This window comes from Oleispirillum naphthae (assembly GCA_027864655.1).
In the GTDB taxonomy this organism is placed as follows: Bacteria; Pseudomonadota; Alphaproteobacteria; order Rhodospirillales; family Rhodospirillaceae; genus Oleispirillum; species Oleispirillum naphthae.
On the sequence record JAQAZG010000022.1, the window covers coordinates 1 to 1,184 of the forward strand.

Genomic DNA, 1,184 nt, shown 5'->3' on the forward strand with positions numbered 1-1,184 from the left:
GCTTCGACGCACATTGCGACGCCCATGCCGCCGCCGATGCACAGGGTGGCGAGGCCCTTCTTGGCGTTGCGGCGGCGCATCTCGTAGAGCAGGGTGACGAGAATGCGCGCGCCGGAAGCGCCCACCGGGTGACCGAGGGCGATCGCCCCGCCGTTGACGTTGACCTTGGCGGTATCCCAGCCGAGGTCGTGGTTGACCGAAAGCGCCTGCGCGGCGAACGCCTCGTTGGCCTCGATCAGGTCGAGGTCGTCCACCGTCCAGCCCGCCTTGGCCAGCGCCTTGCGGCTCGCCGGGATCGGCCCGGTGCCCATGATCGCCGGGTCCACTCCCGCGGTCGCCCACGAGACGATCCGCGCCAGAGGCGCAACCCCGCGCTTCGCCGCGTTTTCCGCGCTCATCAGCACCAGCGCCGCGGCGCCGTCGTTGATCCCCGAGGCGCTGCCCGCGGTCACCGTGCCGTCCTTGGCGAAGGCCGGGCGCAGCTTGGCGAGGCTTTCCGCGGTGGTGCCGAACTTCGGATGCTCGTCGGTGTCGAACACCACGTCGCCCTTGCGCGTGGAGATCGTCACCGGAACGATCTCGTCCTTGAACCGCCCGGCCTTGATCGCCGCCTCGGCCTTCTGCTGCGAGGCCAGGGCGAAGGCGTCCTGCGCCTCGCGGCTGAGGTTCCACTTCTTCGCGATGTTCTCCGCGGTCAGGCCCATGTGGTAGCCGTTGAAGATGTCCCACAGGCCGTCGCGGATCATCGTATCCACCAGTTCCGCCCCGCCCATGCGCACGCCGCCGCGCAGGTGGATGCAGTGCGGCGCGAGGCTCATGTTCTCCTCGCCGCCCACCACCATCACCTCGGCGTCGCCGAGACGGATCGCCTGGGAGCCCAGGGCCACGGTGCGCAGGCCGGAGCCGCACACCTGGTTGATCGTGACCGCGGTCCTCTCCTGCGGGATCCCCGCGAGGATCGCCGCCTGGCGCGCCGGGTTCTGCCCCACCCCGGCGGTGAGGACCTGCCCGAAGAGGACCTCGTCCACCGCTTCCAGCGGGGTCTTGGCGCGCAACAGCGCCTCGACGATCGCGATCTTGCCGAGCTGGTGGGCGGGCACCGTGGAAAGCGCCCCGTTGAAGGTGCCGATGGGCGTGCGGGCCGCGCCCGCGATGACGATCTCAGTCATGATGATTCCTTTTCC

1 protein-coding gene is annotated in these 1,184 nt (G+C 70.0%); it reads right to left on the reverse strand.

Annotated features, from left to right (window positions below):
• Positions 1 to 1,169: acetyl-CoA C-acetyltransferase (locus tag O7R11_RS14880; protein ID WP_337998323.1), on the reverse strand; the 1,169-nt coding region annotated here is incomplete at its 3' end.
• Between the last annotated feature and the right edge of the window lie 15 nt (positions 1,170 to 1,184).